Origin of the sequence: Colwellia sp. C1TZA3, from assembly GCF_007954265.1 — a bacterium.
Classification (GTDB): Bacteria; Pseudomonadota; Gammaproteobacteria; order Enterobacterales; family Alteromonadaceae; genus Cognaticolwellia.
Genome location: NZ_VOLS01000015.1, coordinates 24,787 through 48,757 on the forward strand (window position 1 = coordinate 24,787; position 23,971 = coordinate 48,757).

At 39.1% G+C, this 23,971-nt stretch carries 25 protein-coding genes; 9 read left to right on the top strand and 16 right to left on the bottom strand.

Annotated features, from left to right (window positions below):
- Nucleotides 1–39 precede the first annotated feature (39 nt).
- The gene (locus tag ESZ39_RS06585) at nt 40–888 is read right to left on the bottom strand and encodes an RluA family pseudouridine synthase (RefSeq protein ID WP_146879119.1); all 849 of its coding nucleotides are present in this window, start codon (nt 886–888) and stop codon (nt 40–42) included.
- A 207-nt stretch (nt 889–1,095) separates the two neighbouring features.
- Between ESZ39_RS06585 and ESZ39_RS06590 the strand changes: the two genes are divergently transcribed.
- Together ESZ39_RS06590 and ESZ39_RS06595 are read left to right on the top strand one after the other, a co-directional pair.
- Nucleotides 1,096–1,446 (top strand): ribonuclease E inhibitor RraB, encoded by a 351-nt coding sequence (locus tag ESZ39_RS06590; RefSeq protein ID WP_146879120.1) that lies wholly within the window; start codon nt 1,096–1,098, stop codon nt 1,444–1,446.
- A 16-nt stretch (nt 1,447–1,462) separates the two neighbouring features.
- Nucleotides 1,463–1,675, top strand: a complete 213-nt coding sequence (locus tag ESZ39_RS06595; RefSeq protein ID WP_146879121.1) for a hypothetical protein — start codon at nt 1,463–1,465, stop codon at nt 1,673–1,675.
- Between the two features lie 42 nt (nt 1,676–1,717).
- On the opposite strand, the gene ESZ39_RS06600 is transcribed toward ESZ39_RS06595, so the two are convergent.
- Both ESZ39_RS06600 and ESZ39_RS06605 read right to left on the bottom strand, forming a co-directional pair.
- Complete coding sequence (locus tag ESZ39_RS06600) at nt 1,718–2,335, bottom strand: nitroreductase family protein (protein WP_146879122.1); 618 nt, start codon at nt 2,333–2,335, stop codon at nt 1,718–1,720.
- A gap of 349 nt (nt 2,336–2,684) precedes the next feature.
- Entirely contained in the window at nt 2,685–2,960 is a 276-nt protein-coding gene (locus tag ESZ39_RS06605; RefSeq protein WP_146879123.1) for a hypothetical protein, read from the bottom strand.
- A 318-nt stretch (nt 2,961–3,278) separates the two neighbouring features.
- Between ESZ39_RS06605 and ESZ39_RS06610 the strand changes: the two genes are divergently transcribed.
- Nucleotides 3,279–4,175 carry a universal stress protein gene (locus ESZ39_RS06610; RefSeq protein ID WP_146879124.1) on the top strand — a complete coding sequence of 299 codons (897 nt, stop codon included), beginning with the start codon at nt 3,279–3,281 and terminating at the stop codon, nt 4,173–4,175.
- 552 nt (nt 4,176–4,727) lie between these two features.
- Here ESZ39_RS06610 and purL read toward each other — a convergent pair.
- On the bottom strand, nt 4,728–8,663 hold the full coding sequence (gene purL / locus ESZ39_RS06620; protein WP_146879156.1) for a phosphoribosylformylglycinamidine synthase: 3,936 nt from the start codon (nt 8,661–8,663) through the stop codon (nt 4,728–4,730).
- 196 nt (nt 8,664–8,859) lie between these two features.
- On the opposite strand from purL, the gene mltF reads away from it, so the two are divergent.
- The 3 genes from mltF to ESZ39_RS06630 all read left to right on the top strand — a co-directional run bounded on the left by mltF (nt 8,860) and on the right by ESZ39_RS06630 (nt 11,461).
- On the top strand, nt 8,860–10,296 hold the full coding sequence (gene mltF, locus ESZ39_RS06625) for a membrane-bound lytic murein transglycosylase MltF (protein ID WP_146879126.1): 1,437 nt from the start codon (nt 8,860–8,862) through the stop codon (nt 10,294–10,296).
- Nucleotides 10,297–10,704: 408 nt separating this feature from the next.
- Entirely contained in the window at nt 10,705–10,863 is a 159-nt protein-coding gene (locus ESZ39_RS17750; protein WP_191321717.1) for a hypothetical protein, read from the top strand.
- Nucleotides 10,864–11,122: 259 nt separating this feature from the next.
- Entirely contained in the window at nt 11,123–11,461 is a 339-nt protein-coding gene (locus ESZ39_RS06630; protein ID WP_146879127.1) for a hypothetical protein, read from the top strand.
- Between the two features lie 95 nt (nt 11,462–11,556).
- Here ESZ39_RS06630 and tadA read toward each other — a convergent pair whose 3' ends face one another.
- The 7 genes from tadA to ESZ39_RS06665 form a co-directional block, all read right to left on the bottom strand.
- Nucleotides 11,557–12,132 (bottom strand): tRNA adenosine(34) deaminase TadA, encoded by a 576-nt coding sequence (gene tadA, locus ESZ39_RS06635; protein ID WP_146879128.1) that lies wholly within the window; start codon nt 12,130–12,132, stop codon nt 11,557–11,559.
- Nucleotides 12,133–12,135: 3 nt separating this feature from the next.
- The gene (gene hemW / locus ESZ39_RS06640; RefSeq protein ID WP_146879129.1) at nt 12,136–13,281 is read right to left on the bottom strand and encodes a radical SAM family heme chaperone HemW; all 1,146 of its coding nucleotides are present in this window, start codon (nt 13,279–13,281) and stop codon (nt 12,136–12,138) included.
- Nucleotides 13,282–13,881, bottom strand: coding sequence for an XTP/dITP diphosphatase (locus ESZ39_RS06645; protein WP_146879130.1), 600 nt, complete (start codon nt 13,879–13,881; stop codon nt 13,282–13,284).
- A gap of 309 nt (nt 13,882–14,190) precedes the next feature.
- Nucleotides 14,191–14,631 carry a DUF4426 domain-containing protein gene (locus ESZ39_RS06650; RefSeq protein WP_146879131.1) on the bottom strand — a complete coding sequence of 147 codons (441 nt, stop codon included), beginning with the start codon at nt 14,629–14,631 and terminating at the stop codon, nt 14,191–14,193.
- A gap of 83 nt (nt 14,632–14,714) precedes the next feature.
- Complete coding sequence (locus ESZ39_RS06655) at nt 14,715–15,263, bottom strand: YggT family protein (RefSeq protein ID WP_146879132.1); 549 nt, start codon at nt 15,261–15,263, stop codon at nt 14,715–14,717.
- A 155-nt stretch (nt 15,264–15,418) separates the two neighbouring features.
- Complete coding sequence (gene proC, locus ESZ39_RS06660) at nt 15,419–16,231, bottom strand: pyrroline-5-carboxylate reductase (protein ID WP_146879133.1); 813 nt, start codon at nt 16,229–16,231, stop codon at nt 15,419–15,421.
- Between the two features lie 140 nt (nt 16,232–16,371).
- Nucleotides 16,372–17,046: a YggS family pyridoxal phosphate-dependent enzyme gene (locus ESZ39_RS06665; RefSeq protein ID WP_146879134.1), complete on the bottom strand. Its 675-nt coding sequence runs from the start codon at nt 17,044–17,046 to the stop codon at nt 16,372–16,374.
- Between the two features lie 70 nt (nt 17,047–17,116).
- On the opposite strand from ESZ39_RS06665, the gene ESZ39_RS06670 reads away from it, so the two are divergent.
- From ESZ39_RS06670 to ESZ39_RS06680, 3 genes are read left to right on the top strand one after another with little or no spacing between them, the layout of a single operon-like run.
- A complete protein-coding gene (locus tag ESZ39_RS06670) occupies nt 17,117–18,160 on the top strand; it encodes a type IV pilus twitching motility protein PilT (protein WP_146879135.1) in 1,044 nt (347 codons plus the stop codon).
- Nucleotides 18,161–18,195: 35 nt separating this feature from the next.
- Complete coding sequence (locus tag ESZ39_RS06675; RefSeq protein WP_146879136.1) at nt 18,196–19,326, top strand: PilT/PilU family type 4a pilus ATPase; 1,131 nt, start codon at nt 18,196–18,198, stop codon at nt 19,324–19,326.
- Between the two features lie 55 nt (nt 19,327–19,381).
- Nucleotides 19,382–19,927: a DsrE family protein gene (locus tag ESZ39_RS06680; protein ID WP_223270273.1), complete on the top strand. Its 546-nt coding sequence runs from the start codon at nt 19,382–19,384 to the stop codon at nt 19,925–19,927.
- 18 nt (nt 19,928–19,945) lie between these two features.
- Here the strand turns inward: ESZ39_RS06680 and ESZ39_RS06685 are convergent, their stop codons facing one another.
- From ESZ39_RS06685 to rsmE, 5 genes are all read right to left on the bottom strand, one after another.
- A complete protein-coding gene (locus ESZ39_RS06685; protein WP_146879137.1) occupies nt 19,946–20,878 on the bottom strand; it encodes an AEC family transporter in 933 nt (310 codons plus the stop codon).
- 90 nt (nt 20,879–20,968) lie between these two features.
- Nucleotides 20,969–21,406, bottom strand: a complete 438-nt coding sequence (ruvX, locus tag ESZ39_RS06690; protein WP_146879138.1) for a Holliday junction resolvase RuvX — start codon at nt 21,404–21,406, stop codon at nt 20,969–20,971.
- Nucleotides 21,406–21,960, bottom strand: coding sequence for a YqgE/AlgH family protein (locus ESZ39_RS06695; protein WP_146879139.1), 555 nt, complete (start codon nt 21,958–21,960; stop codon nt 21,406–21,408). The genes ruvX and ESZ39_RS06695 overlap by 1 nt, the downstream gene beginning before the upstream one ends.
- Nucleotides 21,961–22,035: 75 nt before the next feature.
- Complete coding sequence (gene gshB, locus ESZ39_RS06700; RefSeq protein WP_146879140.1) at nt 22,036–22,989, bottom strand: glutathione synthase; 954 nt, start codon at nt 22,987–22,989, stop codon at nt 22,036–22,038.
- A gap of 104 nt (nt 22,990–23,093) precedes the next feature.
- Entirely contained in the window at nt 23,094–23,840 is a 747-nt protein-coding gene (gene rsmE, locus ESZ39_RS06705; RefSeq protein ID WP_146879141.1) for a 16S rRNA (uracil(1498)-N(3))-methyltransferase, read from the bottom strand.
- Nucleotides 23,841–23,971: the final 131 nt, after the last annotated feature.

A 23,971-nucleotide genomic window follows, 5' to 3' on the forward strand; every position in this document is an offset into this window, starting at 1 on the left:
TTTCTAAGGCTATAAAGATCTTAATTTTTGAATTCGCTGCTAGGTTATTAATTTTGCTAATTGCGGGTGAAGTTCTACCGGCAGAGAAAAGTGTTGCTCAGTGTTATTTATTGGACAAGTAAACTTTAGTTGTACAGCGCAAAGCTGCAGATTTACTTGATCGTTAGAAGCCTTGCCATGCAGTCGGTCGCCAACTACCGGTAAGCCGATACTGGCAGCATGAATACGTATTTGATGCTTGCGACCAGACTCAATGTTGACTTGCAGTAAAGATAAATTGCTGGTTTGGTGATGTTCAAGACAAAGAAAATGACTGCGAGCGGCTTTATCATCAATAGCCAAGTTAATAGTGTCAGGTTGTGGTCGTTGTTGGTGATCGCCATGCACAATAATGTGATAGATTTTTTCTACTTGGTTTTGCTCAAACATCATACTTAATGCCCGTGCTGCGCTTTTACTGTGAGCTACTACAATTAAGCCAGTAGCCGCACGGTCAAGACGATGCACCGGAAAAACTGGCCGTTCAGGCAGCAAGTTTTTTTGTGCCCAGCGCGTTATGGTGCAATGGTCACTCCACTTTGAGCCTTGAGACAACATGCCATAAGGTTTATACCAAACACTGTAATCACTAAAGTCGGCGACCAATATAGCAGGTGTTGGTGTTTGGGATAAAACCTCTACGTCATAATAAAAATGCAGTTTATCGCCGATATGTAAGATTTTTTTTAGGCGACGGCAGCGTTGTGTCGTTTTACCACGGCTATGCCATAATGCGCCTTTATCAATCGCTTTTTTTATTTCACCGACGGTTAAGTCACATTGAATTTGCAGCGCTTGTACGATATTTATAGCGCGATCAATATTGATATGGCATTCAAATTTTTTCAAAACAAATCTACTCAATTAATGATTAATGCTTAGTTTAACAAATTTCTTTCGGTAAATGGCATGGCAAAAAGCAACTTATTATCCCTATAGGCTGATATTGAGCATAAAAGCGGATATATATGTCTAATTAAGTGCAATTGCCCTTGGTTTTTAACGCCAGAGAAAGATAAAATGCTCGCAACAGCAAAACTAATAGGAGAACAAGCTATGCAACGTAACGAAGAATTATTTCCACTCGATAATGTCGGTAATGCACTCTGGGAGATGTTAACTAGTGGTGATGACTTAACTGTTGAACGTGAGTTTGAATTTTCCACCATTTTCTCAAGCCAAGACCAAGCACTAAAATTTGGTCAGTTACTGTTAGAAAATAATCAGAAATTATCTTTTTGTCCTTATCAAGGTGATGACAATTTTCCTTGGGAAATTACCGCTTATCCTTTTATGTCGGCGAGTTATGAAAATATAGCGGCTTATCAAGAGCTACTAATGAGTAGTGCGACACCATTCTCTGGCCAGTATGATGGCTGGTACTGCATTGACACTAGCCAAGCCTAAAGGTTGAGGATTTTTTATGGATGAACAGCAGTTTGATCGTCTAAAAAGTGTTAGCGCTAAGTCATTTAATGATCAAAAAGCCTTGATAAAAAAAGTGCTAGCGGGGCGAGACATTGCATGTAAGCAATGCGGAACACTTATCAGAATTATTTTACCTGAAGACAAAAAAACCACCGGTTTATTTTGTGCTAAAGGTTGCACTAATATCGCTTTAGATTTTGTAATATAACCAGTTAAGACAATTTTACTCAGCGTGTTAGCTTTTTATTTGCTATAAAAATGTCGCGATATCTTCAAGAGATTTTTTCGTTGTAGCGTGATCAGGAATTGTCGCGTCTTTATTTGGGTAACCTGCAATTAGCAGCATATAAGGGCGGCTATTACCATCACGACCACAAATTTCACTCAAAAATGACATCGGCTTTGGGGTGTGGGTTAAGTTTACTAGGCCGCTTGAGTGTAAGGCATTAATTAAAAAACCGGTGGCAATACCCACCGACTCATGCACATAATAATTGGTGTTTTTATCTTCTGTAGCAATACCGCCTTTTTTCTCACTAAAAACCGCAATCAGCCAAGGCGCGTGTTCTAAATAAGGCTTATTAGCATCTGTACCTAAAGGCTTTAACGCGTCTAACCATTCTTGACTTGCTCGGCCCTGATAGAAATTACTTTCATGAATCTCAGCTTGCTGGCGTATTTGTCTTTTAACATCAATATTGTTGATGGCAACAAAATGCCATGGTTGATGATTAGCACCACTTGGCGCAGTTCCAGCGGCTTTTATACAGTTTTCAATGATACTTTTTGCCACTGGGCGATCACTAAAACTGCGAACACTGTGGCGGCGTTTAATATTTTCATAAAATTCAGCCAAGCGTTGTAACATTTCTTCACGGGTATATTCAATATAGTCGCTTAAAGGCGATGAGTTATACCAGTTCCATTAAGTTTGTGATCTTGTTGTGCGCAGGAAAAATAACTCAAGGTAAGGCGCTCGATTGAGCAACAGCTGGCTATTGGGATTGAGAGCAACACAGCCTTGAGCTATTTTAACTAGTACAAGTGAGTAATAACTTAATGGGATTGGTATTATGGGCTTTCATAAAACTTGCTGCACTTATTATTATTTTCTTCTAGCTTATCGATAAAGCTAGTTATAAGGCAAATTTTTGTAGGAATAATATCTTTGATAATAAAGTATAAAGAACAGACTTTAAAAAGGTGAGAGTCGTGCGTTAAAAATCGCTATGTTTTTGATTAGATAACTTAACGAAATAGCTATTGAGACCAGTATCACGACGTGTCACTTCAGCTTTGTACACGCCAATGCAAAGAGATATTGTCATAATTACGCTAATAATAGGTAAATTTACCGCTTGAATAAAGGCAGACACCAGCGTTGTAATAACAGCACCAACCACACAATAGCTCAACACTATGCGCAGCCATATATAAATGGCAATCATCATTTTCTGTAAATCGAGAGGCTTTACAGGCGTCGCTGTTTTCAAAGGCAAGTTATCTTACAAGTTAAGTTGATTATTTATCACTGAGTATAATTAACTAAATAGGAATATATAAGTTAATTTATATTCAAAAATAATATATGAAAGAGGTTAAGTTTATAAACTTATATTGTGATAAATATTCAGTTATTAAAAGTATTTTATTTCAGTGACTTATAACGTTTTATTTTTATTTTTTATTGTTTGCAGGCGAAGTAAAATCTAAAAAATCCTAAGGGTGTCTAATATAAAAATTATCAACGAAGCGATTTAAATGAACTAAAATTATTGAGCAAACTACACAGGGATAAATAAGGTTTTAACATGAAAAACTTTAAAAATATTTTAGTGATTGCTGAAGATATTGGCCTAAATCAAACGGTATTACATAAAGCATTGAGGCTTGCGCAAAGTGCTAAGGCAAGTTTAACTATTATTGCCAATAAACAAGATAAAAAAATAGAGCAGCATCTTGAGCTGATTTATCAACAACAAACTGCAAATTTAACGACGTTAAACGGACTTAAACCAGCAAAATTAGAAATAGATATCAATATAAAATATTGTGCAGCGCTGTTTTCTCACAAAGATATACTGGCTGAAATGACTAATCATACTTATGACTTATTAATTAAAGACATACATTCAGCACATTTTCGCTGGGGGTTATCTTGGCCTGATAATCATTACTTATTACGAGAAGGAAATACTAATATATTGCTCGTTGGTGAAAATCAATGGCCAGACAGAGGAAATATCTTAGTGGCGCTAGAAACAGAAGAGTCGAATGAAAAGCACCAAAAACTCAACCAGTTTATGATAGACGAAAGTCAATATTTGGCGAAACTATTAAATAGCGATGTTCATTTGATCAACTGTTATCAAGAACAACCAAGCATTTCATTAGCTGATCGTTTATTTATTGAAGGTGCTATAGGTGTTGATGAGCCATTACAACTACACTGGCGTCACATACAAGACTCAGCATCACGCTATGCTGTAGAGCAAGATCATCTTCACGTAGAATCAGGATTGCCTGAATTTGTTATTCCACACGAAGCAAAAAAATATAATGCAGACATTGTCGCCCTTGGTGCTGGAGAGCATCATGGTTTAATTGACCTACTCAAAGGACATTCTTCTGAGTATGTTGTTGATGGGCTATCTTGTGATGCACTTATTTTTAAAGCCAATATGTGTAATGCCAATTTGATTAATTAAGTGATCTACTTTATATGCAAGAAAAACGACCCAATATAAGGCATTTATTTTAATAACTCGTTGTACTAATTATTAAATAAATAATGCGGTAGTGGGTTGTTTTAGCCAAGTGCAATGATCAGATAATTAGTGAGATTGGTATAATACCAATCTCATTAAGTTATTGCTCACTTGTACTAGTTATACCAATCAAACTAACTAAGTGATCTTTTTAAATGGTCTAAATATCCAATAACATCGTTGCTTTCAATCCCAATAGCCAGCTATTGCTCAATCAAGCGCCTTGTTCTTGAAAATTTACCCTCATTAAAATTTGCACCATTAATTAATTTGATTGGTATTAAAATAGCTCAAGGCTGTGTTGCTCTCAATCCCAATAGCCAGCTATTGCTCAATCGAGCGCCTTACCTTGAGTTATTTTTCCTGCGCACAACAAGATCACAAACTTAATGGAACTGGTATAATACACTTCAGTATTTTTGTGGCATAAAAAAAGCGCCACAAGGCGCTTTTTTAGAACATATTTTTGACGACAGTAATTTTACCGGTTGCTTAACCAATAAATTTACGCGCGTTGCGGAACATACGTACCCAAGGCGAGTCTTCTTGCCATTCATCAGGGTGCCATGAGTTAGCTACGGTACGAAACACACGTTCAGGGTGTGGCATCATAATTGTCACGCGGCCATCGGTAGTTGTTAACGCTGTAATACCATCAGGCGAACCGTTCGGGTTAGCCGGGTAGGTTTCAGTGATATGACCATAGTTATCAACATACCGCAGTGCCACTGTGCCAGATTCATTTGCGTTATCAATAGCATCGTCAGAGCTAAACTCTGCACGACCTTCACCGTGAGAAACAGCGATTGGCATACGCGAGCCAGCCATACCATCAAAGAAGATAGACCGGGTTGCTTGTATTTCAACTAAACTAAAGCGGGCTTCAAAGCGTTCTGATTTGTTTTGTACAAAGCGTGGCCATGCGGCTGCACCCGGAATGATTTCTTTTAGGTTTGACAACATTTGACAGCCGTTACACACACCTAATGAAAAAGTATTCTCACGTTCGAAGAATGTTTTGAACATAGCTTTAGCAGCTTTGTTGAACAATATTGATTTTGCCCAACCTTCACCAGCGCCTAATACATCACCGTATGAGAAACCACCACAAGCCACTAAACCATTAAAGTCAGCTAAATCAGTTCGACCCGATAAAATGTCTGACATGTGCACATCAATAGCGATAAAACCGGCACGATCAAATGCCGCAGCCATCTCTACATGCGAGTTAACGCCTTGTTCACGTAAAATAGCAATGCGTGGATTAGTACCTTGCTGTGCATCTTTGGCGATTAATTGCGCCACAATATCTTCATTAATATCAAAGCTTAATTCAGCACTTAGGCCCGGATCTTCAGTATCAAATTTAACAAAATGTTCTTGCTCAGCGCATTCTGGATTGTCACGTAGTGATTGCATTTTATAGGTGGTTTGTGCCCACGTAGTCCGGTAATAAGTGCGAGAATTTTCTAAGACCACTTCGCCATCACGGCTAAAGCGAAGGGTATCTTCGTTATTAATACGACCAATATCGGTACAGCAATCTGCAATACCGTATTGAGCAAAAACAGCCTGAATAGCGTCAAAATCACAGGTGCGAATTTGAATCACTGCGCCAAGCTCTTCATTAAATAAAACATCAACGTCGTTACCTGATATTGATGTTAACTGAGTTAAATCGATATCAACACCGGTGTGGCCAGCGAAAGCCATTTCAACCACAGTGGTGAATAATCCGCCATCAGAAATATCATGATAAGCCATCAGTTTCTCATCGCGTACTAGCGTTTGCATGGCATTAAAAAAACCTTTTAAGGTTTCAGGGCTATCAACATCGGGTGTTTCATTGCCTAGTTGTTTATAAACTTGCGCTAAACATGACCCCCCTAAGCGATTTTTACCTTTTGATAAATCAATGGCAATAAGTTGAGTCTCGCCTAAATCTATACGTAGTTCAGGTGTAACGGTTTTGCGAATATCTTCAACAACACCAAAGGCGGTGATAATTAATGACATTGGCGAGGTAACAGACTTCTGTTCACCGTTTTCATCCCATTTGGTTTTCATCGACATCGAGTCTTTACCGACTGGGATAGTTAAGCCAAGCGCAGGACAAAGTTCTTCACCAATGGCTTTAACGGCCTCGTATAAACCGGCATCTTCACCCGGATGGCCTGCTGGCGACATCCAGTTGGCTGAAAGCTTAATACGGTTTAAATCGCCGATATCTGTACCCGCAATATTGGTTAATGACTCAGCAACCGCTAAACGCGCTGATGCGCCAAAGTTTAATAATGCTACCGGTGTACGCTCGCCTAATGACATAGCTTCGCCGTGGTAAGAGTCAAGTGCTGAAGCGGTAACACCACAATCCGCCACAGGTACTTGCCATGGGCCAACCATTTGGTCGCGATTAACCATACCGGTTACCGAGCGATCGCCAATGGTAATGAGGAAAGTTTTTTCTGCAACCGTAGGTAGTGATAAAATACGTTCTGCCGCATCAGCTAAGCTGATATTAGCGACAGAAAAATTATCGCCAGTAGCTGTTTTTGTTACCACGTCTTTGAAAATCTTAGGAGTTTTACCTAATAAGACTTCAAGAGGTAAATCAATCGGTGTATCGAGTTTATCATTACCGGCAAAGTGGGCATCAGTCACAGTTAAATGTAGTTCTTCAGTCGCACGACCGACAACAGAAAATGGCGCACGTTCACGATGACATATTTGTTCAAATGTGGCTAAGTTTTTATCTGATACGGCTATAACATAACGTTCTTGAGATTCGTTACACCAGATTTCATGTGGTGCCATGCTACGTTCGTCATTAGGTACGTTACGCAGTTCAAAAACACCACCACGACCGCCATCAGCAACTAACTCAGGGAAGGCATTAGATAAACCGCCAGCCCCGACATCATGAATGAAAGCAATAGGGTTTTGTTCACCTAGCTGCCAACATTTATCAATAACTTCTTGGCAACGACGTTCCATCTCAGGATTTTCACGTTGCACAGAAGCAAAATCTAAACTTTCAGCCGACTGACCTGAAGCCATTGAAGAAGCGGCACCGCCACCTAAACCAATGTTCATTGCTGGGCCGCCAAGGGCAATTAAGTTAGCGCCAACGATAATTTCGCGCTTTTGTACGTGTTCATCACGAATATTACCTAAACCACCGGCCAGCATAATCGGCTTGTGGTAACCACGTACTTCGCTGCCGTTGAATGAGTTAACTTGTTCTTCGTAGGTACGAAAATAGCCTAAAATAGCTGGGCGACCAAACTCGTTGTTAAAGGCTGCGCCGCCTAATGGCCCTTCGGTCATAATATCTAAAGCTGAAACAATACGATTGGGTTTACCAAAGTCGGTTTCCCATGGTTGTTCAAAGCCGGGTATACGTAAGTTTGAAACTGAAAATCCCACTAAGCCAGCTTTAGGTTTTGAGCCAATGCCGGTTGCGCCTTCATCACGAATCTCACCACCTGAGCCTGTTGCTGCGCCAGGATAAGGAGAAATAGCCGTAGGGTGATTATGGGTTTCAACCTTCATTAATATTTGAATGTCTTCATGGTGATAACCATAAACATTCGTTTCAGGGTTTGGAAAGAAACGACCGCCTTTATTCCCCACCATAACCGCGGCGTTATCTTTGTAGGCACTTAAGACAAAATCAGGGTTTATTTCATGAGTATTGCGGATCATTTTGAATAATGATTTAGCTTGTTTTACACCGTCGATAGTCCAGTCGGCATTAAATATTTTATGACGACAATGTTCAGAGTTCGCTTGGGCAAACATATATAATTCTATATCGTGCGGATTACGGCCCAATTTAGTGAAGTTCTCGAATAGATAATTAACTTCGTCATCAGCCAAGGCAAGACCGAGTTCAATATTAGCTTGAACTAAAGCATTTTTACCGCCGTGTTCAATATCAATGCAGGTAAGTTCGCCAGGCTCTGCACTAGCAAAAAGTGCAACGGCGTGATTAAGATCAGTGAAAATTGCTTCCATCATGCGGTCGTGAATCAAATTATTTAATGTCGACTGCTGCTGGGGTGTTAATGGCGCTGCGTTTTCGGTGCTAACATAATAAGCTAAACCACGCTCTAGGCGAATAACTTGAGTTAAACCACAGTTGTTGGCAATGTCGGTAGATTTTGATGACCAAGGAGAAATAGTGCCAGGTCGTGGTGTTACTAGCAAAAATTGCCCAACAGGCTCATGCTCTTCAATGGTTGGTCCATACTTAAGCAATTGCTGTAAAACCTGAGACTCTTCATCGTTTAGTGCGGCTGAAATATGAGCAAAGTGGTTAAATTCAGCATAGATATCCGTGACCGGCAGTTGCAGCTCAGCACACTGATTTAATAGCTTGTTTACTCTAAAATCAGAAAGTGCTGGCGCACCACGAAAGGTTTTCATCAACATCGACATAGACTATTTCACCGGGTTATATTAATTAAAGAAATTAAGCATAAAAAACGCGCGTATTATAGATGAAATAGGGCGGTTAGAGAAATGATTTGTCTCATTTCAAACTAATTTTCTAAAGGGAAAACTTGTTAAGCAGTAAAAAAATAGCTTTTTAAATAACTCAATTCACGTGACAATAGGCACTATGATAAAAAAACAAATAAAATTATTTGCTTATAAAGTTAGTGCACAGAAGCTGTTAGCCTTTTTGTTACTGCCGTGTATCTTTATTTTGTCTGCTTGTGAAACACAAAAAACCTCAGCAAATTTGCAGCGTATTATTGATCGTGGCTATGTAACTGTCGGCACACTTTATGGCAACACTAGCTATTATCTTGATGCGGAAGGGCCTGCTGGCTTTGAATACGAACTTGCGCAACAATATGCCGAATATTTAGGTGTCGAATTAAAAATGATGCCGAGCTACAACTTAAAAGAGTTATTTCAGCAACTCGATAATGGCAGTGTCGATTTATTGGCTGCTGGACTAGCGGTAACCGATGAACGGCTGAAAAATTATCATTTTTCACCAAGTTATGATGATGTCAGCCAAAAATTAGTTTTTAAGCAGGGTAATATTCGTCCACGTACATTGGCTGATTTAACTGGTACGTTAGAAGTGCTAGAGCAATCAAGTCACGTGGAAAGTTTAGCGCAATTAAAATTATCTAATCCTGAGTTGTCATGGTCGACAACTAGCGAATTAGATAGCGAAGAGTTGTTGTTAAGTGTACTTATGGACGAAATTGATTACACCATAGCAGACAGTAATGCTTTGGCCATTAGTCGCCGATATTATCCAGAAATCAGTATAGGGTTTACCATCCGCCAAGCAGAATCTTTAGCTTGGATGATTAATAAACATAGCGACGATTCGATTTTTGCTAGTTTAATTGAGTTTTTTGGCCAAGTGCATCATAACGGTGTTTTGTTGGCTTTGAATGATAAACATTATGGCCATATTGAAGAGTTTAATTATGTCGATACTCGGATGTATATCAAGGCGATTGAAAAGAAGTTACCTAAATACAAGCCGCTATTTGAAAAATATGGTCAAGAAGTTGACTGGCGCTTATTGGCGGCCATAAGTTACCAAGAGTCGCATTGGGATCCTCATGCTCGTTCTTATACCGGTGTGCGTGGCATGATGATGTTGACCTTGCCGACAGCAAAACAAATGGGTATAAAAAGTCGCTTAGATGCTGAGCAAAGTATTCGTGGTGGTGCTAAATATATTAAACAACTTATCAAACGTATGCCAGCGCGAGTGCCAGAGCCCGATCGACTTTGGTTTGCTTTAGCGTCTTATAATGTTGGCTTAGGGCACTTAAACGATGCGCGTAAAATCACTCGCCAACAAGGTGGAGATCATGACCGCTGGGTTGACGTAAAAGAACGTTTGCCGCTCCTAAAGCAAAAGAAGTTTTATAAAAAAACACGTTATGGTTATGCTCGCGGTGATGAACCTGTTCATTACGTAGAGAATATTCGTCGTTACTATGATACGTTAACTTGGATAGACAATCAGACTAAGCAACAGACGGCGAAAAGTGAGTTAACGGTGGATGCCGCTCAAGAGTAATAGTTAAGGCATACTATAATGTTATCTGTTATGTCACTAAGTTGTCACAAAGTTGTCACAAAAGTAGTTAATACTAAGCGTAACATTCAAGGGATTAGATAAAGCATTAAAAATTCAACAAGGATAAACAGTCAAATTCAGATGTTTATTGTTGCAGACTAAATATAAGTACCTACAGCCATGCGATAACATAACTCCACGGCACTAATAACCGCTTGTAAGTGGAGGTAAGTCAGCAGAACAATATATGTGCATATTGTCGAGCAACAGCCAGTTTAACGATTGCAGACAATGAAGGGATTTATTATTTAGACAATTTGAAGGTGATCCATTTGCTAATCTGTTTGGTATAACACTATTATTAAAAGCATATATATTATTAGTCATACCCATGCTAAAGAGGTAAATATGAGAATTAAAAAAGGCTTATCAAGCAACCAAAGAAAAAGAACATTACATCGTAATAAAATAAGATTAGTGAACCGCCGTCACACCCAGTTCGCGTTAGATTTATGCAGTAATGACCGTCCGTGGCTAGATAATCAAAACGAGTTGAACTTGAGTTAATTTGCTAGCCTTTTAATGGTATTTGCTATGCGTTGAGTTTGTTTATTTAGTCGTATCCCACCTACATATTAATAACGTCAACTTCTATTGTGTTAGCCGTAAAGGCACACCGTGGTTCTAAATAACCCTTTCTCGACTTGCACAAACCTGCACCTTGAAGTGGAGCGGGTATATACTTAGACTAAGAAAATCAATGCTCAATGAGGCCTTTATACTTATGCATGAACACGGCACTTATTCAGTTGTACTGGAGGGGAATTTGTTAAGCATTACTTTATTAGGTACGTTTAATGATCTTGCAACACATTCTGCTTGTCAGCAAATAGAAGCTAAAGTTGAAAGCTTAAATGGTGAAGCTTTTGGCATATTATTTGATTGTATCGGTTATGAAGGCAGTACACCTGATGCACATAAAGTATCTAACCAGTCTTTACTCTGGTTAAGTAAAAAAAATTGTATCGCCCGAGCCAGTATTTTTAGCCAGAATATTTATGCTGATATTGTAAAAAATGAGCAAGCGGCATTATCTCAACTAAAAAACCAACGAGAGTTTACTAACGTGCAAGAAGCAAAACAGTGGCTTGCAAGCCAATTGTAGTGCGCAAGACTTCTAGCATAATATTCCCCGTGCAGTATTTCTGTACAAAAAGGGCTGTGTTTCTTGCTATAATTATTTGGCTATTTTTATTGGCGTTATTTAAATTGCGTTTGTTCTATTGCTTTTCTTGCTTGTTTTTCAGCTTTCTTTTCTGCTCGTCGGCGTTTAAAAAAAGTTGACAGCATAGTACTGCACTCATCAGCTAAAAGACCGGCTGCTACCGTCACTTGATGATTATGCTTTTCGTGGTTTATTAATGAAAAAGCGCTGCCTGCAGCCCCAGTTTTTAAATCATTACTGGCAAATATTAATCGCTTGATACGGCTGTGTACCAATAAACCAGCACACATTGGACAAGGCTCAAGGGTAACGTATAGGGTGCAATCTAGCAGACGATAATTTTGTAAATTTTTACCGGCATCACGAATGGCCATCATCTCTGCATGTGCTGAGGGATCATCATTCATAATCGATTGATTAAAACCCTCGCCAACAATTTCCCCCGCACAAACAACCACAGCGCCAACCGGAATTTCATCATGACTGTCGGCAATTTTAGCTAGTTCAATAGCTCGGCGCATAAACTTATTGTCATCATCAGAAAAAGCGTCCTCATTTGCTTTACTAACTATTTGAACCTTGTGTTTATCTGCTGAGGTATTTTTTATCATAAGCTATAAAAACATTTCTAATAAATCATTTAAGTAACGATGGCCGAGTGTGCTGACTGACCAATGTGAGCCATCAAATTCCATGAGGTTTTTATCTTGAGCTTTTAATAATGTCGGTAAAACACTGTCAATGCTTAAGCCAGTATACGCTTGATATTCATCGAGTGAGAAACCTGAAAACAAACGTAAACGATTCATCATGTATTCAAACGGCAACTCTTCATTGCTTACGGTGTGGAGTTTATCAAGTGCTTCTCTACTGGTATCTAAATAACCTTTTGGATGTTTTACTTTTACCGTACGGTGAATGGTTTGTTTTTCAACATCAGTGATTTTGCCGTGTGCGCCACAACCAATACCAAGATAGTCGCCAAACTGCCAGTAATTGAGGTTATGTTGACATTGAAATTCAGGCTTACTGTAAGCTGAAATTTCATATTGCTGATAACCGGCTTGGTTTAATAACGCAATGCCTTGGTCTTGAATATTCCAAAGTACTTCATCTTGCGGCAATTTCGGTGGCCGAGAATGAAAGGCAGTATTAGGTTCAATAGTTAATTGATACCAAGAAATATGGCTGGGATTTAAACTAATAGCGGTTTTTAAATCATCAAGTGCATGAGCCACCGTTTGCTCAGGTAAGCCATGCATTAAGTCAAGATTAAAACTTTTAACCCCACACTCGTGAGCTAACTTGGCCGCTGTTTTAGCTTGCTCGCTATCATGAATACGGCCTAGCTTAATTAATTTATCTGAAGCAAAACTTTGTACACCAACTGATAATCTTGAAACACCGCCATTAAAAAAACCGATAAATTTATCAGCTTCAACCGTGCCTGGGTTGGCTTCTAAGGTTATTTCGATATCAGCTTTATGTTCAAAGCGTTGCAGAACTTGTGTAAGCAGCTGCTCAATAGCGGGCGCTGAAAACAAACTGGGTGTTCCACCGCCAATAAAAATTGAATGTAAGGGCCTGTTGTTGAGCTTGAAACGGGCAATATCATTGTCTAAGTCAAGCAACAGCTGCGAAATATAGTCTTGCTCAGGAATCGCATGCTTTAATGCGTGCGAATTAAAATCGCAATAAGGGCATTTTTCAACACACCAAGGTATGTGGATATAAAGCGAAAGTGGCGGTGCAATTAACATCTAAGCGAGTTCTTCTAACAGTAGTGGCACCAATTTCTGTAGTGCTTGGCCACGATGGCTGAGTTTATTTTTTAGCTCTCTTGGTAATTGTGCTGAGGTCATTTGGTGATCTGCCTGCCAAAATACTGGATCATAGCCAAAGCCTTGCTGACCTATTTTTTCTCTAGCGATACACCCTTGCCATACGCCATGACAAATAAGCGGCGTTGGATCGTTTTCATGACGCATATAAACCAGCACACAGTGAAAACGAGCACTGCGTTGCTCATCAGCAATATTTTCTAGGGCGCTTAGCAGCTTAGTGGTGTTGTCGTCATCACTGGCATTTTCGCCGGCATAACGCGCTGAATAAACACCGGGTGCGCCGTTTAAGGCGTCAACTTCTAGACCTGAATCATCAGCAATAGTGGGTAAACCGGTAATTTTTGCGGCATGACGCGCTTTAATAATTGCGTTTTCAACAAAGGTTGTACCTGTTTCTGCAACATCACCTACATTGAATTCGCTTTGTGGCTTAATTTCAATATTTTGTGCTGCTAGCAAACTGGCAAGTTCGTTAACTTTACCTTTGTTACCAGTGGCTAATACGATAGTGGTCATGGAAACACCTTTTATATTTCTAGCTAAAAGCCGTTTACAAACTACGATACTGATAAGTAAACGACTAGATAAATTAATTAAAACAATGGCGCGCATAATACCTTAATCTGCGACAAAGAGGCAGCGTCAAAGGCATAATTACCCAAAATTCAGTACAAGTGGCTCATAATTTAATGAGATTGCTACAGGGTTAAAAACGCGAGTTTATGTTGAAAGCAGGCATTAAAAAACGGCAAATTAATTGCCGTTTATCTGAGGTAAATATTATGAGTGGCTTATCTAGTCAAAATCAAACTAGTCAACATAAAACTAATCAACATAAAACTTTTGAGAAAACTTTAAGTTATGTTGTTTGCCTTTATCTGTGATATTAATATCAAAATAGATGGTTTCTTTATTGGTATAACTCACTTGTGCAAGATAATAAACCGCATCACCTTCTTTTACCTCTGTAAATTCTAATGATTTAATTTGCCCGACATCATTACGGGCTTTACCGTTAATAAATACTGTTTTTGACGGATTGCCAGCTTGGGTATTATCGAGCACTGATATATTAACTAAACCTTTATACCGGCTACGTTCAATACCGTATGCTTTAGCAATTTCAGGCGTTAAAAACGCAGAACCCAAGGCAATGTAATGAACATTAAGATCATCCATTTTTTTCATGTTTTCAGCGCTACTAGTAGTAATAACAGATAGTGCTAATAAAGTAACTAAGACAAATTTGTTAATAATATTTTTCATGTTGATGACCTTATTATTTAAGTCGTTGATGTTAAGTATATATGACAATCTCAATTTGGATAATAATTTGGATAACTTAGCCGTTATAACATCGCCCAATAAGGCACCCAACCTCTAAAGAGAATATTGAGTACGTTCAATAATAAAAAGGCGATCAGCACTGACAAATCAAGTCCACCAATGCTGGGGATAATACGCTTTATCGGCGCTAATACGGGTGCAGTCAGTTGATGGAAAATCATTTGTGTTGGGTTGTAACCTTGCACTACCCAGCTCATTAATGCCATAACCAACATAACAATAAACAGTAAGACTCCGGTTTGTTTAATAAGATATATTAAGCCCAAATACAAAGCAGAAATGAGGTCAATAGGGCCACTATTGATTAATGGAATAATGATAAAAGTTAAAGTGGCGAAAACATAAGCTAAAACAATAGTGGCTAAATCAACACCACCCACACTGGGAACGATACGGCGCAATGGAATAACTAATGGGTTACTCACTTTGACAATAAATTGACTAAAAGGATTATAAAAATCAGCGCGCACTAATTGTAACCACACTCGCAAGACTAAAATCATGAGTACAGTGTCAAAGGAAAATTTAAGCAAGTAATTAATTGCTTCCATCTAAAACTCCAAAATTATGAGAAGGGATTTGATCATCATGTCATGATCACCCAAGTTATTTGAGTAATCATTAGAGATATAAGAAAACTAAAATAATCAGTACTTTACTGATCTTTTAAAGCTTTAGCACCTCAAACATGATGATAGTAATACTATTAACCATTTTTCGCCATTGCTTTAGCACGATCTACGGCACAATTCATGGCATTTGATACTAGTTGATCCAAGCCACCTTCAATCAAAGAACTCAGGGCCGCTTGGGTTGTGCCACCTTTAGACGTTACGTTTTCGCGTAATTTGCTGATTGGCAACTTATTTTCTATCACCATCTTAGCTGCGCCTAATGCGGTTTGCTGAACAAGATCTCGACTATCTTGTTCGCTGAAGCCATAAGCTATCGCCTGTTTTTGCATAGCTTCCATAAACAAGAAGAAGTAGGCAGGGGCTGAGCCTGACACGGCAATGATATGATCAATCTGTTGCTCTGACTCTAACCATTTAACGATGCCGACTGACTCCATAAGCGATGTGGTGAATGCTCTTTCTTCGTCATTAGCGTGATCGTTGGCATATATTCCAGACACGCCAAAACCTAGTTGTGAAGGAGTATTGGGCATGGTTCTGATCACAGTACATGGTTTATTTAGCGCCTGCTCTATTTGCTTTATGGTGCATCCTGCCGCAACAGAGATAAAACATTTACCGGTAATATCCACATGCTCGCTTAAGTGTTGGCAAACATCGCTAATAAGGTAAGGCTTAACACCAAGCACGATAACGTCAGCAAATGTTGTTGCCTCAATATTATCTGGTGTTTGCTTAATGCCATGTGTTGCTTGCAATGCTAAGCGTTTTTCGGGCGATGGATTCGACACCATAATATTTTCAGGGTTGAAGCCGCCATTTACAAGGCCAGAAATAATAGCGCCGTTCATGTTGCCTGCGCCGATAAAAGCTATTTTTTTCATAATTTTCCTTCAAGAATTACTGATTCGATATTTAGTCGTGGCTCAAACACCGGTCTATATTGTAGTAAACCGCCACTATTGTTAGCGGCAGATACCTTTTATATTAACATCATTATATTATTTTTTTTGCACTGATTTACTTAGCCTCTAGCACCAAATATTGCTGAGCCAATACGTACTAACGTAGAGCCTGCATTAATCGCAAGTTGTAGGTCAGCAGACATACCCATTGATAACGTGTCCATGGTTGAGTATTGCTGTTTAAGTTCGATGAACAAGTTCTGCATCTTAATAAAACTTGCCTGAGCAGCGTTTTTTTCTGGAATGGCCATCAAACCACGCAAGCATAAATTATCACAAGTTTCGATAACAGCCAGCAGTTCAGGAAGCGCTTCGGGTAAAACACCAGCTTTACTTAATTCGCCACTAATATTCACTTGTAAACAAATGTTTAGCGGAGTATCTTGACCCGACCTATGCTCGTTAAGACGTTTAGCCACTTTAATTCTGTCTATGCTATGTACCCACGAAAAATGGCTAGCTATTAACTTGGTTTTATTGGTTTGAATTGGACCAATAAAATGCCAAGTTATATCAGGCTTATTTTGCAAAGCGATAATTTTTTCCACCGCTTCTTGTACATAGTTCTCGCCAAAATTTCGTTGCCCTGCGTGGTAAGCTTGTTCGAGCATTTCAATAGGTTTAGTTTTACTTACCGCCAGCAAAGTGACTTCATCAGCGTTGCGGTGAGCAAGTTGACAAGCAGAAGCAATTTGCAGTTCAACCGCAGCAATATTATCTTTAATAGCAATCATATTGTTTATTTCAGTTCTCAATGACTTATTAAGTTGTTAGTTCAATTATAAATTAGACTAAGAGGTTTGTATGGATATTACCGAATTATTAGCATTTAGTGTTGAAAATAATGCTTCAGATTTACATTTATCAGCGGGAAATCCCCCGTCTATTCGCGTCGATGGTGATGTGCGTAAGTTAAATATACCAGCATTTGACGAAAAAGATGTTAACGCTTTGGTCTATGATATTATGAATGATAGACAACGCAAGGAGTATGAAGAAAATTTAGAGGTCGATTTTTCTTTTGAAGTGCCGAACCTAGCGCGTTTCAGAGTCAATGCCTTTAATCAAAATCGTGGTCCTGCCGCGGTATTTCGTACCATTCCGAGTAAAATACTCTCACTGGATGACTTAGGTTGCCCTGAAATTTTCCGAGATATAGCCGATCTTCCTCGAGGTTTGGTCTTGGTGACTGGGCCTACAGGCTCAGGTAAATCAACGACACTGGCTGCGATGGTTGATTATATAAATAAAAATAAGCACGACCATATTTTAACCATTGAAGACCCGATTGAATTTGTGCACCAAAGCCAATCGTGCTTAATTAATCAACGTGAAGTTCATCGCGATACCTTAAGTTTTAGTGCCGCATTACGCTCGGCATTACGTGAAGACCCTGACGTAATTCTGGTCGGTGAAATGCGTGATTTAGAAACTATACGGTTAGCGATGACTGCAGCTGAAACCGGCCATTTAGTTTTTGGTACTTTACATACGACCTCAGCGCCCAAAACGATTGACCGTATTATTGATGTATTTCCAGGTGAAGAAAAAGCTATGGTGCGTTCAATGCTTTCTGAGTCATTGCGTGCGGTAATCTCACAAACACTGGTTAAAAAAGTGGGCGGCGGCCGTGTTGCTTCGCACGAAATTATGATGGCTGTGCCGGCTATTCGTAACCTTATTCGTGAAGATAAAATTGCACAAATGTATTCAGCTATTCAAACCGGTATGTCTCATGGCATGCAAACCATGGATCAATGTTTACAAAACTTGGTCAACCGCGGCATGATCACTAGGCAAGATGCGATGGACACAGCGTACGATAAAAACCAATTTAGTGGTTACTAGTCTTGCTGGTATAAAACAAAGCGAAAGGTAATTTAATGAATTTTCATGATTTATTACAGAAAATGGTGCAACACGAAGCATCAGATATGTTTGTTACGGCTAAATTGCCCGTTAGTGCAAAAATTAATGGTGAACTTATTGCTATTGATGAGCAAGTTTTGTCGGCAACTGAGGCCTTAGGTTTAGTTCATGACGCTATGTCAGAAAAACAAAAACTTGAGTTTGAAGAAAGCAAAGAATGTAACTTTGCGATTTCAATTGAAGGTATTGGCCGATTTCGTGTTTCGGCATTTTGGCAACGAGATATGGCTGGTATGGTTATTCGCCGTATTGTTACTGAAATACCCGAAGCAGATGATCTAGGCTTACCCTCGATATTAAAAGATGTGGTGATGTCAAAGCGCGGTTTATTGCTATTTGTTGGTGGTACGGGTACCGGTAAATCAACATCAATGGCGGCGTTAATTGGCTATCGTAATAAAAACTCTCGTGGTCATATTCTTACGATAGAAGACCCCGTCGAGTTTGTCCACGAGCACGGCAAATGCATGGTAACGCAACGTGAAGTTGGCTTAGATACTGAAAGCTTTGGTGCTGCCTTAAAAAGCTCTTTGCGCCAAGCACCTGATGTTATATTAATTGGTGAAATCCGTAACCAAGAAACCATGGAGCATGCGTTGAGTTTTGCCGAAACGGGTCATTTATGTATTGCGACCTTACATGCCAACAATGCAAACCAAGCTATTGATCGTATTATGCACTTAGTACCCGCAGAACAGCATGACAAGTTGCTGTTTGATCTTGCATTAAACCTACGCGGCATTGTCGCGCAACAATTAATTCCAACGCGTGATGGTAATAGCCGAGTAGCGGCAATTGAAATATTACTTAACTCACCGTATATCGCTGAGTTAATTAAAAAAGGTGATATTGGTAGTATTAAAGAAGTCATGGAAAAATCTACCGATCAAGGTATGCAAACATTTGACCAAGCATTATTTAATTTGTATCAACAAGGACTTATTAACTATGCTGATGCCCTACATCACGCTGATTCACCTAACGATTTACGCTTAATGATCAAATTACGTAGTAATGAACAAGGCGGTACAGGTGCACTGTCAGGTGTGACTATTGATGGCTTAACGCCAAAAGAACAGCGGTAATTTTTTAAACGCTATAATAGAATAAAGTTTTGATGAAAAATAAAAGGATGAGTCAATGTTATCTACAATACCTGTATTAATGCTTGTTTTAGCCTTCACTACGGTTAATTTTGCCATAGCGGGTGCTAATGAATTTATGGCGGGGCCGGTCATTAAAAACTATGGCAAGCATGCCACAGTTGAACAGAACTTTAATTTTGATAAAAATAGTGTCTTTAAAGTCGCTTTTGACATCAGTGAGCAAAGCAAAGTTGGTGAAGTTAACCGAAAAATTGAAACCTTAGCGCGTTTTATTAATATGCATGTTGCCAATGGTATGCCAGCAAAAAATATCCATTTAGCGTTAGTGGTACATGGTAAAGCAGGCTTTGATCTATTAAAAGAGTCGTTGTACCAAGAAAAATTTCAGCAAAAAAATGCCAACAGTGCACTGCTAAAAGACTTAATGAAAAACCAAGTAACGGTTTATTTATGTGGTCAATCGGCCGCGTATTACGATATTCGCAATGACATGTTAGCACCTGGCGTTAAAATGGCCTTGTCTGCAATGACCGCCCATGCGGTATTACAAAATGCAGGTTATAAAGTTAATCCATTTTAGTGTTACAGATATGGCTCTTTACAAGGTAAAGACACTGAACAAACCCCATATCCATAAGGGAATAGAAACGATAGATATTAAAGTGCTAATTACCACTATACCAGCAATGGTTTCTTGATGTTTTGCATGTTGTTTAGCAATTAAATAGGCGTTTACGCCGGTTGGGCTAGCACTTAAAATAACTAAAGTCATGGTGGTGATAGCTGAAAACTGAAATATAAAATGACTGGTTAATAGGATTAAACTCGGTAACAGTATTAGCTTTATTAGGCTGGCAGTAACAATAAATTTAACTTCATTGCGAATTTTATAAAAGGCTAGTGAAGCGCCGAGTAAAAATAGTGCTAAGGTAATTGCAGGTTTACCTAACAATAACAAGCTGCTGTTAATAATTACAGGTAATTTTATTGTCATTAAATTAATAATAAAACCACCAGTAATAGCGATTAATAATGGGTTGTAAAATGTCTGTTTGAGAAATTCCCACCAATTAAACTGAGCAATATTAACCGCCAGCACACTGGTGATACCAATTAATAGCGCACTGTGTAAACTGATCACCAAAAATATTGTTGGCAATACTTGCTCACCTAAGACCATTAGAGCGATAGGCATGCCAACAATAACATTATTTGAATAACCAGCGCCAAAAGCATAAACCGCTGATGCGGGAAGATCGCGCTTTAAATGTTGATGAAAATAATAATTTATTGTCCAAGCTAAGCCATAAACTAACAACAAGGGCAAATAAAAGGCACTATAAATATTAACATTTATTGTGCTCATATCTGCATTGGCTAATTGTTGAAATAAAAATGCCGGAATGGCGATATTAAAGGTAAATTTACTTAAGGTATCGACTTGGGCTTTGTTAAACCAGTTACGTTTGGCCAGGACAAAACCAATAAAGCCAACAATAATTAATGGACTGATTAGCGTTAAAACTTCCACTAGGTATTTATGAGACTAACGAGTACCGCAAGGCATGTCAAACATAGTGTTTGCCATAATAAGGGCAAGCTTGTATCACGATTAATCGGCTTAATATTGATTTTCAAAGTAACTTTCTATAATTAATTTTGCTGATGCGGCGTCGATATTATCTTTTTTAAGATTGCGATAACCACCATCAGCAAACAGTGCTTCTTTAGCTGTAGCGGTGGTTAGGCGTTCATCTTGAAATTCAACTTTTACGCCAAATCGTCCCGAGACTCGGTTACCAAATTTTTTCGCATCATGGGTCAACGGTTGCTCGCTGCCATCCATATTCAGTGGCAAACCCACAACAATAAAATCAGGTTGCCATTCGTGCATAAACTTGGTCATTTTATCCCAATCAGGAATACCATCACGCGCTTTGACTGAACCCAAAGGCGACGCTAAGCCGGTAATCTCTTGACCGACAGCAACGCCAATATATTTTTTGCCAAAATCAAAGCCAAGTATGGTGCGCTCGCCAATAGCGGTTTTACTCGCCATTATGCATGCCCCACTTCACTGGATAAATGAGCCATATCAATGCCCAATCTGTCAGTGGCTTTTTTCCACCTTTGCTCAATAGGCGTATTAAATATAATATCGCCATCAGCTGGGGTGAGTAACCAAGAGTTAGCTTTAATTTCTTCCTCTAATTGGCCAGGTCCCCAGCCAGCATAGCCTAGAGTTACCATATACTTTTCAGGTGCTTGTGCTGTACCAAGGGCCATTAAAATATCTTTTGAGGTGGTGATCATCACGTCATCAGTTAAGGCTAAAGAACTATTCCAGCCCGATTGTGTGCTGTGTAAAACAAAGCCTCGGTCTTGTGAAACGGGGCCACCGGTTAATACTTGTTGATCTAACTCAGGTGCTTGAGTTTTGTCTTGATCAATTTGTGTTAACAATTCGTTCAAGGTGACATTGATAGGAAGATTTATGATCAATCCCATTGCCCCTTCAGCATTATGCTCACAGATATAAGTCACCGTTTTATTAAAATAAGAGTCGTCTAAACTGGGCATAGCAATCAAAAGTTGATTTTCAAAACTATTCATAAATATACCTTAATAATCAGGGAGAAATGCGCTAAAGGCCATTTGTCTTTAGCATCTTATTACGATTAGTATTAACTAGCGTTTTCTAATGTTTTGTTCGATAGCATCCATTAATTTACCGCTAATATTTATTGGGTATGCTGCTTCAATTTCACGAATACAGGTTGGACTAGTAACATTGATTTCGGTGACTTTATCGCCGATAACGTCTAAACCAACAAAAAATAAGCCACGCTTTTTCAATTCTGGTGCAATAGTTTCAGCAATAAATTTATCGCTAGCACTTAATGGCCGTGCTTCACCACGACCACCAGCGGCTAAATTACCGCGGGTTTCTCCTTGTGCAGGAATGCGGGCTAAACAGTAAGGCATGGGTTCACCGTTAACGATTAATATGCGTTTATCGCCGTCAACGATTTCTGGTAGGTACTCTTGAACCATAGCATATTGTGTTGAATGTGCCGTTAATGTTTCAAGAATTACGCCAATATTGGGATCATTTTCACCAATGCGAAATATAGATGAACCACCCATACCGTCTAAAGGTTTGATGATAATGTCTTTGTTTTTTTGATGAAATTCTCTGATCTTTTGATTATTACGTGTGACTAATGTTTTTGGTGTTAACTCTGGAAACCAAGCGGTAAATAATTTTTCGTTACAATCACGCAAACTTTGTGGCTTATTAACAATCAAAGTGCCTGCAACTTCTGCACGTTCTAACATGTAGGTGGCATAAATAAACTCAGTATCAAACGGCGGATCTTTGCGCATTAATACCGCATCTAAGTCAGCTACGTTGATGTCTTCTCGTTCATCTAACTCATACCAATGTTCAGTGTCGTCAAATACTTTTACTTTCGCTGCTGTTGCTCGACAAACACCTTGCTCTAAATAGAGATCGTGCATTTCCATATAATAAATTTCATAACCACGCGCTTGTGCTTCAAGCATCATCGCCATTGAAGAGTCTTTTTTTACCTTGACCTGGGCAATAGGGTCCATAACAACGCCAATTTTTATGCTCATGTGTTTTCCTAAAGGTTATATGTTGATAAATGCCATCGCATTATTTAAATGCTACAAGCCGTTAAATTCTGTTAGCGAGTTGGTGCACGAAACTTAACACTTAGTTAATTTAAATCACCGTAACGACATTGTAATGCCGTTATTGCGGTTAGGGCTGCGGTTTCTGTTCTCAGTACCCGCGGCCCGAGTAAAACATCGTGAAAGCCTGCCGTATTGGCACGAGTAATTTCATCATCACTTAAACCACCTTCTGGCCCAATCAACAAGCGAACCCGTTGGTTTTCTATTGGCAAATTCATAATAGAGTGTCGGGCTTTAGGGTGTAAATTTAGTCTTAATGCCGAACTTTCTTGCTGCAACCAATCATCTAAATAAACCGGTAGGGCGACAATAGGGACCGTGCAACGGCCACTTTGCTCACAAGCACTGATCACTATTTTTTGCCATTGTTGGTGTTTTTTTTCTAAACGCTCGCCGCTGAGCTTTACATTGCAACGTTCACTGAAAATAGGCGTAATGGTATTAACACCTAACTCTACCGATTTTTGCAGGGTAAAGTCCATACGTTCACCGCGTGAAATACCTTGTGCTAAATGAATATTGAGCGGTGACTCGTTTTCAACAAGTTTTTTGGCAATAATTTCTACATTAGCAGATTTTTTATTGATGTTACAAAGTCTTGCTTGATACTCAAAATAACCTTGTTGCTCTGCCATGCCATTAAATAGTGTAACGTCATCGCCAGTTTTAAGTCGTAATACGCGCACAATATGGCCAAAAGCGTCGTCATTTAATGCTTGTGTTTGACCTACTTCAAATGCTTGTGCTTGGTAAATACGAGGGTTACGCATATCAGATTATCCATGTTGGTTTTTGTCGCGGCATAGGCTATTTATTTTACGCTAGCCATTGTGGGTAAAGTTAATAGCGATTAAAGCCTAAGGCTTTATTATACCAAGTTGATTAATTACCTGCTCATTTT

Bases quoted from the DNA above. Each gene is read 5' to 3' on its own strand.
- ESZ39_RS06695 (WP_146879139.1), bottom strand. From the start codon at position 21,960: ATGAATAGTTTTGAAAATCAACTTTTGATTGCTATGCCCAGTTTAGAC.
- ESZ39_RS06600 (WP_146879122.1), bottom strand. From the start codon at position 2,335: ATGTTACAACGCTTGGCTGAATTTTATGAAAATATTAAACGCCGCCAC.
- ESZ39_RS06680 (WP_223270273.1), top strand. From the start codon at position 19,382: ATGTTATCTACAATACCTGTATTAATGCTTGTTTTAGCCTTCACTACG.
- proC (WP_146879133.1), bottom strand. From the start codon at position 16,231: ATGAAAAAAATAGCTTTTATCGGCGCAGGCAACATGAACGGCGCTATT.
- purL (WP_146879156.1), bottom strand. From the start codon at position 8,663: ATGAAAACCTTTCGTGGTGCGCCAGCACTTTCTGATTTTAGAGTAAAC.
- ESZ39_RS17750 (WP_191321717.1), top strand. From the start codon at position 10,705: ATGAGAATTAAAAAAGGCTTATCAAGCAACCAAAGAAAAAGAACATTA.
- gshB (WP_146879140.1), bottom strand. From the start codon at position 22,989: ATGAGCATAAAAATTGGCGTTGTTATGGACCCTATTGCCCAGGTCAAG.
- ESZ39_RS06655 (WP_146879132.1), bottom strand. From the start codon at position 15,263: ATGGAAGCAATTAATTACTTGCTTAAATTTTCCTTTGACACTGTACTC.
- ESZ39_RS06665 (WP_146879134.1), bottom strand. From the start codon at position 17,046: ATGATTGCTATTAAAGATAATATTGCTGCGGTTGAACTGCAAATTGCT.
- ESZ39_RS06595 (WP_146879121.1), top strand. From the start codon at position 1,463: ATGGATGAACAGCAGTTTGATCGTCTAAAAAGTGTTAGCGCTAAGTCA.
- rsmE (WP_146879141.1), bottom strand. From the start codon at position 23,840: ATGCGTAACCCTCGTATTTACCAAGCACAAGCATTTGAAGTAGGTCAA.
- ESZ39_RS06675 (WP_146879136.1), top strand. From the start codon at position 18,196: ATGAATTTTCATGATTTATTACAGAAAATGGTGCAACACGAAGCATCA.
- tadA (WP_146879128.1), bottom strand. From the start codon at position 12,132: ATGATAAAAAATACCTCAGCAGATAAACACAAGGTTCAAATAGTTAGT.
- ESZ39_RS06610 (WP_146879124.1), top strand. From the start codon at position 3,279: ATGAAAAACTTTAAAAATATTTTAGTGATTGCTGAAGATATTGGCCTA.
- ruvX (WP_146879138.1), bottom strand. From the start codon at position 21,406: ATGGCGAGTAAAACCGCTATTGGCGAGCGCACCATACTTGGCTTTGAT.
- ESZ39_RS06645 (WP_146879130.1), bottom strand. From the start codon at position 13,881: ATGACCACTATCGTATTAGCCACTGGTAACAAAGGTAAAGTTAACGAA.
- ESZ39_RS06670 (WP_146879135.1), top strand. From the start codon at position 17,117: ATGGATATTACCGAATTATTAGCATTTAGTGTTGAAAATAATGCTTCA.
- ESZ39_RS06650 (WP_146879131.1), bottom strand. From the start codon at position 14,631: ATGAAAAATATTATTAACAAATTTGTCTTAGTTACTTTATTAGCACTA.
- mltF (WP_146879126.1), top strand. From the start codon at position 8,860: ATGATAAAAAAACAAATAAAATTATTTGCTTATAAAGTTAGTGCACAG.
- ESZ39_RS06590 (WP_146879120.1), top strand. From the start codon at position 1,096: ATGCAACGTAACGAAGAATTATTTCCACTCGATAATGTCGGTAATGCA.
- hemW (WP_146879129.1), bottom strand. From the start codon at position 13,281: ATGTTAATTGCACCGCCACTTTCGCTTTATATCCACATACCTTGGTGT.